General features: G+C 68.9%; 6 protein-coding genes. 1 reads left to right on the forward strand and 5 read right to left on the reverse strand.

Annotated elements, in window-relative coordinates; all coding sequences use genetic code 11:
- Positions 1-137: 137 nt before the first annotated feature.
- From ribD to glyA, 5 genes are all read right to left on the reverse strand, one after another.
- Positions 138-1,220, reverse strand: a complete 1,083-nt coding sequence (gene ribD, locus ACXJKH_RS10425) for a bifunctional diaminohydroxyphosphoribosylaminopyrimidine deaminase/5-amino-6-(5-phosphoribosylamino)uracil reductase RibD (RefSeq protein ID WP_457319377.1) — start codon at positions 1,218-1,220, stop codon at positions 138-140.
- 72 nt (positions 1,221-1,292) lie between these two features.
- Positions 1,293-1,814, reverse strand: coding sequence for a transcriptional regulator NrdR (gene nrdR, locus ACXJKH_RS10430; protein ID WP_256775393.1), 522 nt, complete (start codon positions 1,812-1,814; stop codon positions 1,293-1,295).
- 223 nt (positions 1,815-2,037) lie between these two features.
- The gene (locus tag ACXJKH_RS10435; RefSeq protein ID WP_256775392.1) at positions 2,038-2,478 is read right to left on the reverse strand and encodes a hypothetical protein; all 441 of its coding nucleotides are present in this window, start codon (positions 2,476-2,478) and stop codon (positions 2,038-2,040) included.
- A 22-nt stretch (positions 2,479-2,500) separates the two neighbouring features.
- Complete coding sequence (locus ACXJKH_RS10440) at positions 2,501-2,941, reverse strand: hypothetical protein (RefSeq protein ID WP_457319378.1); 441 nt, start codon at positions 2,939-2,941, stop codon at positions 2,501-2,503.
- A gap of 2 nt (positions 2,942-2,943) precedes the next feature.
- The gene (gene glyA / locus ACXJKH_RS10445) at positions 2,944-4,197 is read right to left on the reverse strand and encodes a serine hydroxymethyltransferase (protein WP_256775390.1); all 1,254 of its coding nucleotides are present in this window, start codon (positions 4,195-4,197) and stop codon (positions 2,944-2,946) included.
- Between the two features lie 228 nt (positions 4,198-4,425).
- Here glyA and ACXJKH_RS10450 point away from each other — a divergent pair, with 228 nt between their 5' ends.
- On the forward strand, positions 4,426-7,956 hold the full coding sequence (locus tag ACXJKH_RS10450) for an autotransporter domain-containing protein (RefSeq protein WP_457319379.1): 3,531 nt from the start codon (positions 4,426-4,428) through the stop codon (positions 7,954-7,956).
- Positions 7,957-8,337: the final 381 nt, after the last annotated feature.

Consider the following 8,337-nt stretch of genomic DNA (forward strand, 5'->3'; position numbering starts at 1 on the left):
CCCCATGCCCTTGGAGGCGAAATAAAGGRGGAGGCCGCYCCGCGGCCGGAGGACATTCGCCGGAAAGGGCATGGGGCCCCAGCGCCCGACCCACCGACGGCGGCCGGCCCCCACCCAAACCGACCCACGCGCACCGATCACACCCGCAGCAGCAACCGCAGGTCCTCGCCCACCTGACGCTGATCCACCATGCGCAACCGGCGCTGCTGGTCCATCGCATGGATGCCCAGCCCGGACAGCAGCGGCAAGCCGTGCTCACCCAGCAGCGTGGGCGCCTGGTACAGCAGCACCTCATCGACCCAGCCACCGGCCAGCAACGCGCCGGCCAGGGTGGCACCGGTTTCGGTGTGCACTTCATTGATGCCACGCTCGGCGAGCAGGCGCAGTACTGCGCCCAGGTCCAGGCGGCCGTCGCGGCTGGGCACGCTGGCAAACTCGGCATCGGCGGCGTCCGGCGCGCTCACCGAGGCATCGTGCAGGTACAGCGTCGGCGCCCCGCCCTCGCGCACGCGGGCGCATTCCAGCGAGCGCAACCGCGTATCGAGCACCACGCGCAGCGGCGGCAGCACCTCGGTGTCGGCCAGCCGCACGGTCAGCATCGGGTCGTCGGCCAGAACCGTGTCGGCACCGGTGAGGATGGCGCCGGCACGCGCGCGCCAGTGCTGCACATCCTCGCGCGCGGCCGCGCCGGTGATCCACTTGGAACGGCCGTCAGCCATCGCGGTGCGCCCATCCAGGCTCGCGGCCAGCTTCACCCGAAGCCACGGCCGACCGCGCTCGATGCGCGACAGGAAGCCGCGATTGAGTTCGCGCGCCTGCGCGCCCATCAGCCCTTCAACCACCGCGATGCCGGCTTCGCGCAGCAGCACGAAGCCGCCGCCATCCACCTTCGGGAACGGATCGCGCATCGCCGCGACCACGCGGCTGACGCCGGCGTCGATCAACGCCAGCGCGCACGGCGGGGTGCGGCCATGGTGCGCGCAGGGTTCCAGGGTGACGTAGGCAGTGGCGCCGCGGGCGCGTTCGCCGGCCTGGCGCAGGGCGAAGACTTCCGCATGCGGCCCGCCGGTGCGCTGGTGCCAGCCTTCGCCCACCACGTCCTGGCCCTGTGCGATCACGCAGCCGACCATCGGATTGGGCCGTGCGGTGTAGGCGGCGCGTTCGGCCAGGCGCAGCGCGCGCGCCATGTGCAGGTGGTCGAGGGCGGAGAAGTCGGTCATGGCGGCAGTCATCGGCAGCAGGTGTTCAGCGCCGATGGTAGCCCAGCGATGCTGGCCGCGATGCGGCCGGGCTCAGCCCTTTTTCTTCTTGGTCAGCGCGATCACATCGCCGAGCAACTGCAGCTGTTCGGTGCTGGAAGGAAGCTCACGTTCGAGCTTCTCGATTTCTTCGCGGAAATCGGCCACGTCTTCGAAGCTGCGGTACACCGAAGCAAAGCGCACGTAGCCGACATGGTCGAGCTTGCGCAGTTCGTTCATCACAAACTCGCCGACCTTGATCGAGGGGATTTCACGTTCGCCGCAGATCCGCGCCTGCTGCATCACCGCGCGCACCGCCAGCTCGATCTTGTCTTCAGGCACCGGCCGCTTCTGCAGCGCGCGGTCGAAGCCGCTGCGCACCTTGCGCGCATCGAACGCTTCACGGCTGCCGTCGCTCTTGACGATCGCCGGCAGCTTCAGTTCGATGGTTTCCAGGGTGCTGAAGCGTTCGCTGCAGGCCTCGCACTCACGCCTACGCCGGATCGTCGCCCCGTCTTCAGAGACGCGAGAATCGATCACACGGGTATCGGCATGCTGGCAGAACGGACAGTACATGGAACGCCTTGCATCAGGAAAACGTCATGCCGTGGTCACGGCAGCGTCGCAACGGTACCTGAGAAGGCCTGCCGGCAGCAAATATCAAGTGCTGGAGGCCCTGCCCTCGGCTGCAGCCTGCGCCTGGATCACGCCAGATGCGCCAGTCGCCGGTCTTCACACGTCGATCCACCGATCGCGTATCGAGGCTCCCTCACCGCAGAAATGTTCTCGGTGCATGCGCTCAGCGCATCTGCCCTCGTGCGAGCCACACCAGGTGCGCACTGGGAAAGAGCAGCAGCGGGCCGAACACCAGGTAACCGAGCACCTGCCACGGGCTGCCGTTGACGAGGGCGAATGCAATGAAACCGGCTACCCCGAGCGCGCCAAGCATGCCCAGGCCCAGACCAGCCCACGCCAGCGCGCCGGCATGCCGCAGACCGCTGCGCCCGCGCCGCAGGTACACGCCACTCAGCCATAGCCAGGCCAGCAGCCCGCACAGGCCAGCCACGCTCCAGATMAGCAGGAGCGGGCCTTCACTGGCCCCCATATAGGTGCGTCGGGTGAAAAACGCCCAGATCGCCAGGATCGCCAGCCCACCGCCGGCCAACACCGCGGGCACGCCCAACACCAGCGCTTGGGCAAGGTAGAGGCGTTGGTGGCGAACATCGTCGACGGTCGGCATCGGGGCCTCTTGGCTGTGAGCGTCAGTATCCAGCACGTGCCTGCAGCAGCAGGGTGACTGGCCACATCAGCGCCGGGCCAAACAACAGCAGGATGGCGCCGGTCGCGATCATGCCTGGTTCCCGATTCATCAGGCCACCAAGCACGAGCAGGCCCGACATCGCGAGCATGCAGCCGGCGGCGATCAGGCCCAGGATGAGCAGTGCCCACAGCGACCGGTCCCAGAACGGCCACCGACCCGCGCGCAGGCCCTCGCGACCTCGCCGCAGGTAGCGCCAGCTCAGCACGGCCCAAGCGATCAGGGCCAGCCAGCAGGCCAGCCCAAGCAGCGCAGACCACCGCGCGCCTTCCCATGCGGCAGTGCCGACCAGCAGCGTTGCACCGGCGCCAGCGCAGCCAGCACCGGGAACACCCAATAGACCCGCCACCAGCGCGTATCGACGACGCTGGCGGCCCTCGTCCATCCTCAGCCGTAAACCGGGTACTTGCGGCACTGCGCGCTGACCGCGTCGCGGACGCGGGCAATCACCGCCGCATCGGCCGGGGCGTCGAGCACGTCGGCGATCCAGTTGGCCAGGTCCACGCAGTCCTGCTCGAGATAGCCACGGGTGGTGACGGCCGGGGTGCCCAGGCGCAGGCCCGAGGTCACGAACGGCGAGCGCGGGTCGTTGGGCACCGAGTTCTTGTTGACGGTGATGTGGGCCTGGCCGAGGGCAGCTTCCGCATCCTTGCCGGACACGTCCTTGCCGATCATGTCCACCAGCATCAGGTGATTCTGGGTACCACCGGAGACGATCTTGTAGCCACGCGCGATGAGCGTGTTGGCCATCGCCTGGGCGTTCTTGACCACCTGCTGCTGGTAGGCCTTGAAGCCCGGCTCCAGCGCTTCCTTGAACGCCACGGCCTTGCCGGCGATGACGTGCATCAGCGGGCCGCCCTGGATGCCCGGGAACACGATCGACTGCAGCTTCTTCTGCAGCTCTTCGCTGGCACCCTTGGCGATGATGATGCCGCCCCGCGGACCGCGCAGGGTCTTGTGGGTGGTCGAGGTGACCACGTGGGCGTGCGGCAGCGGGCTCGGGTAGACACCGGCGGCGACCAGGCCGGCCACGTGGGCCATGTCCACGAACAGGTAGGCACCGACCTTGTCGGCGATGGCGCGGAAGCGCGCCCAGTCCACCACCTGCGAATAGGCCGAGAAACCGGCGACGACCATCTTCGGCTTGTGCTCGACGGCCAGGCGCTCGACCTCGTCATAGTCGATCAGGCCGGCCTCGTCCACGCCGTACTGCACGGCGTTGAACAGCTTGCCCGAGGCATTGACCTTGGCACCGTGGGTGAGGTGACCGCCGTGGGCCAACGACATGCCCAAGATGGTGTCGCCCGGCTGCAGCAGCGCGAAATACACCGCCTGGTTGGCCTGCGAACCGCTGTGCGGCTGCACGTTGGCGTAGTCGGCATCGAACAGCTGCTTGAGGCGGTCGATGGCCAGCTGCTCGGCGATGTCCACGTATTCGCAGCCACCGTAGTAGCGCTTGCCCGGATAGCCTTCGGCGTACTTGTTGGTCAGCTGGCTGCCCTGGGCTTCCATCACCGCCGGGCTGGTGTAGTTCTCGCTGGCGATCAGCTCGACGTGGTCTTCCTGGCGCTGGGTTTCGGCGGCGATGGCCTTGGCCAGTTCGGGATCGTAGGTTTCGATGCGGACGTCACGCGGGAACATCGGTTACTCCAGGCTGGATGAGAGAAACGACAAGCCGTTGATTGTAAGCCCGGTCGCCCATGACTGGCCCGTGCCGGTCGACCGGCCGCCTGACGGTCGGGCAGGTACAGGGCAAACACGGGATATGCGACGCCGTTCCTTGAATTATTCAGATTAATCGATTTCAAACCCTAAAGTCGTTCAGCCGACGGCCGATACCGCCGATTCAGATCAAAACAGGGGTTGGCTGTGAATCATGTTTACCGCGTGGTCTTCAACCACGCGCTCAAGTGCGTGCAGGTGGTATCCGAATTCGCCCGTGGCGGCGGCCGTGCAGGCGCGCGCAGTGCGCGCCGCGCGCCGCGCCTGGCACCGCTGGTCACCGGCATCGCGCTGGCCTGCATGGCCCCGGCCGCGCTGGCCGGCGTCAACGGCTGGAACGAGTGGCGCGCCTCGATCAACAACGACTGGGGCACGGGCGGCAACTGGGAATTCGGTGAACCCACCGCCGGCTCGGTGGCCGCCTATATCGACGGCAGCCGCACGGCGGTGGTGTCCCAGCCTGGCGAGGAAACCGACCACCTCCACGTCGGCTATGCCAGCCGGGGCGACCTGTCGGTCCTGGCCGGCGGCACGCTGACCTCGGGGACCATCTTCGTCGGCACCGGTGACGGCGGCACCGCCGCCACCGCCGACGGGCGGGTGCTGATCTCCGGTGCGGGGTCGACCTGGACCTCGCTCACCACCCTCGGCGTCGGCCATCTCGGCCGGGGCCTGGTCGACATCGACAACGGCGGCACGCTGTCGATCGGCCTGGATTCCTACATCGGCGCCGCCATCAGCGGCGTGGGCACGGTCAACGTCAGCGGCGCGCAGTCGCTGTTCCGCACCGATCGCAACCTGCTGCTGGGCAACCAGGGCAACGGCACGGTGCGCATCCTCGATGGGGCGCAGATGACCAGCCTCGCCGGCTACGTCGGCAACACCGATACCGGCGTGGGCCTGGCCGAGATCTCCGGCACCGGCAGCCGGTGGGTGAACACCGACGTGCTCTACATCGGCCAGCTCGGTAAAGGCACGGTGAAGGTCGAGGACGGTGCCAGCGTAGAAGTGCGCGGCGCGCTGTACATCGGCAACCAGGCGCGCTCGGCGAGCGACCGCTCACGCGGCGACCTGCGGGTCTCCGGCACCGACGCGCGCTTTGTCCAGACCGGCAGCGTCGCGGTGATCGGCAACGCGGGCATCGGTGCGATCGACGTCTCCAACGGCGGCGCGGTCAGCCTGGACGCCACCACGTTCGGCCTGGCCGCCAGCGGCGTCGGCACCGCCTCGGTGACCGGCACGGGCTCGCGCCTGGACGCCGCGTCGCTGCGGATCGGCGTGAATGGCTGGGGGCGCGTGGATATCGCCGATGGCGCCACGGCAACCGTGCGCGGCAACATCCTGCTGGGCGGCAACGCGTTGGGCGTCGGCACCCTGGTAGTCGGCCCGCAGGCGGTGCTCGCAGTCGGCGGCGCGCTGCCGGCCAGCATCACCACCGGCAATGGCACCGGCACCCTCGAACTGGGCGGTGGCACGCTGCGTGCCAACAGCGTGCTGCGCGTGGACAGCAACGTGCTGCTGGCGGCCGATTCGACCATGGAGACGGTCAACAATGTGCTCATGCAGCGTGCCGTCAGTGGCAACGGCCAGCTGCGCAAGACCGGGGCCGGCAGCCTCACCATGAGCGTGGACAGCAGTGGCTGGAGCGGCGGCACGGTGGTCGATGCGGGGACCCTGGCGGTCTATGGCAGCAAGGCGCTGGGCACCGGCCTGGTGACCCTGGACGATGCCACGCGACTGGAACTGGGTGATGCGGTGGCGCTGGACAACAGCGTGCAGCTGCGCGGCGAAGTGGCCGTGTCCGTCGGCACCGCCAGCCGTGCCACGTTGGCCGGCAACGTGCGTGCCAGCGCCGGTGGCGTGCTGGTCAAGACCGATGGCGGCGAGCTGGTGATGGCGGGCAGCGCCTACAGCGGCGCCACCCGCATTGACGACGGCCGCGTGCTGGCCACCGGCAATGCCCTGCCCACCGGCAACATCGCCATCGGCAGTGCCGGCACGTTCCAGATCGACACCACCCGCGTGCTGCAGTACGCCGGGCAACTGAGCGGCACCGGCACCTTCGCGCAGGGGCGCCATTGGCTGACCCTGACCGGGGACAGCAGTGCCTTCGCCGGGACCACGGTGGTGGATGGCGGCCGCCTGATGGTGGACGGCGCGCTCGGCGGCCAGGTGAACCTGGACAACGCGGCGTACCTGGCCGGCAGTGGCCGGGTGGGCAACGTGCACCTGCGCTCGGGCAGCACGCTGGACCCGGGCCCGAACATGGGCGTGGGCCGGCTGACGGTTACCGGCGATCTGGTGTTCGACCCGAGCGCGACCTATCGCGTCGATGTCGCCGCCGACGGCAGCAGCGACCGCGTGGACGTGGCGGGCGTGGCCACGCTGGGTGGTGCGGGCACCGTGGCGGTGGCTGCGGCCGGCGACTGGAAGGTGTCCACACGCTACACCGTGTTGAGCGCCGGTGACGGCGTGCAGGGCACCTTCGCCGGGGTGAGCAGCAACTTCGCCTTCCTCGATCCGAGCTTGGCTTACGACGCCAACAACGTCTACCTGACGATGGCGCGCAACGACGTATCGATGCCGGACGTGCAGCTGACGTTCCCGGACGTGGTGGTCAACGACAACCAGAAGGCGGTGGCCGGCGCCGTGGAAGCGCTGGGTACCGGCAACGCGGTCTATGACGCAGTGGTGCGCCTGGAAGTGCCGCAGGTGGTGCCGGCCTTCGACAGCCTCAGCGGTGAAGTGCATGCGGCCAACCGCGGCACGCTGCTGCAGAACCGCTTCCTGCACGACGGCATCGACCGCCACCTGGATGGCCGCGCGATCAGCGGCGGCATCGCACCGGGCGTGCGCGTGTGGCTGGCCGGCAGTGGCGGGCAACGGCGCACTGACGCCACTGCCGCCAATGTCGGCACGCGCGCGCAGCAGCACGGGCTTATGGCTGGTGCCGGTTGGCAGGTGGGCGAGTCGCTGGAGTTCGGCGTGGCCGCCGGCCAGCAGCAGCTGGACACCCGCCTGCGCGAGCGCGACGCACGCGCCGAGACCGATGCGACCGAGTACGGCGTCTACGCCGACTATGGCTGGCTGGGGCTGCGCCTGCGCGGCGGGGTGACCCGCGCGGACTACCGCACCGACAGCACCCGCACAGCCCAGATCGGCACGACGTTCGCCGAGACGCTGTCGGCCCGCGAAGATGCCACCGCCACTACTGCTTTCGTGCGTGCCGGTTGGACGTTCGGCGGACCGCGTTTGCAGCTGACGCCGGAAATCGAGCTGGCCCAGGTGCGTCTGGAAAGCGATGGCAGCCAGGAACACGGTGGCCATAGCGCGCTGCGAATCGCCTCTTCCGATGGCCGTTACCGTACCGGTCTGGCGGCGTTGAAGGCGGACTGGGATATCAGTGGCGGCGAGCAGGACAAGGCCGTGCTGACCGCACGCGTGGGCTGGCAGTACGCCGACGGCGACCGCCTGCCGACGGCGACCGCCCGTTTCGTGGCGGGCACGCAGGACTTCGCCATCACCGGTGCACCGCTGGCACGCAGCAGTGTGCTGGCCCAGCTCGGGGTGGCGGTCAGCCCGACCGCCAACAGCCGCGTGTCGCTGCAGGTGCAGGGGCGCGATGGGGATGGGCAGCGTGACGTTGGTGCCCAGCTGGACTGGTCGGTCGGCTTCTGACGTGAGCGGGAAGCGGGTGTGCCGGCCAATGGCCGGCGCAGCCATCAAAGGGCGCGCCTGTAGGCGCGCCCTTTTTTTTCTTTTCTCAATGGAGGGGAGCGTCGCGTTCCAGGGACCACAGCCGAGGGTGCGCGGCGTTGGATGCTCGGGCAGTCCCGGCGCCCTTTGGATCTGGTGGCGTCTCCGATCGGGAGTGTCGCGCGCGTGAGGGCCCCGTAGCGGCCGGTAGGCCCCTGGCGCAAATGTCCCCCGGCCTGCGGCCTCCTCCTTGATTTTGCCCAGAAGCCTACCGGCCGCTACGGGGCCCTCACGCGCGCGACACTCCCGATCGGAGACGCCACCAGATCCAAAGGGCGCCGGGACTGCCCGAGCATCCAACGC

Source organism: Stenotrophomonas sp. P5_B8, from assembly GCF_054049855.1.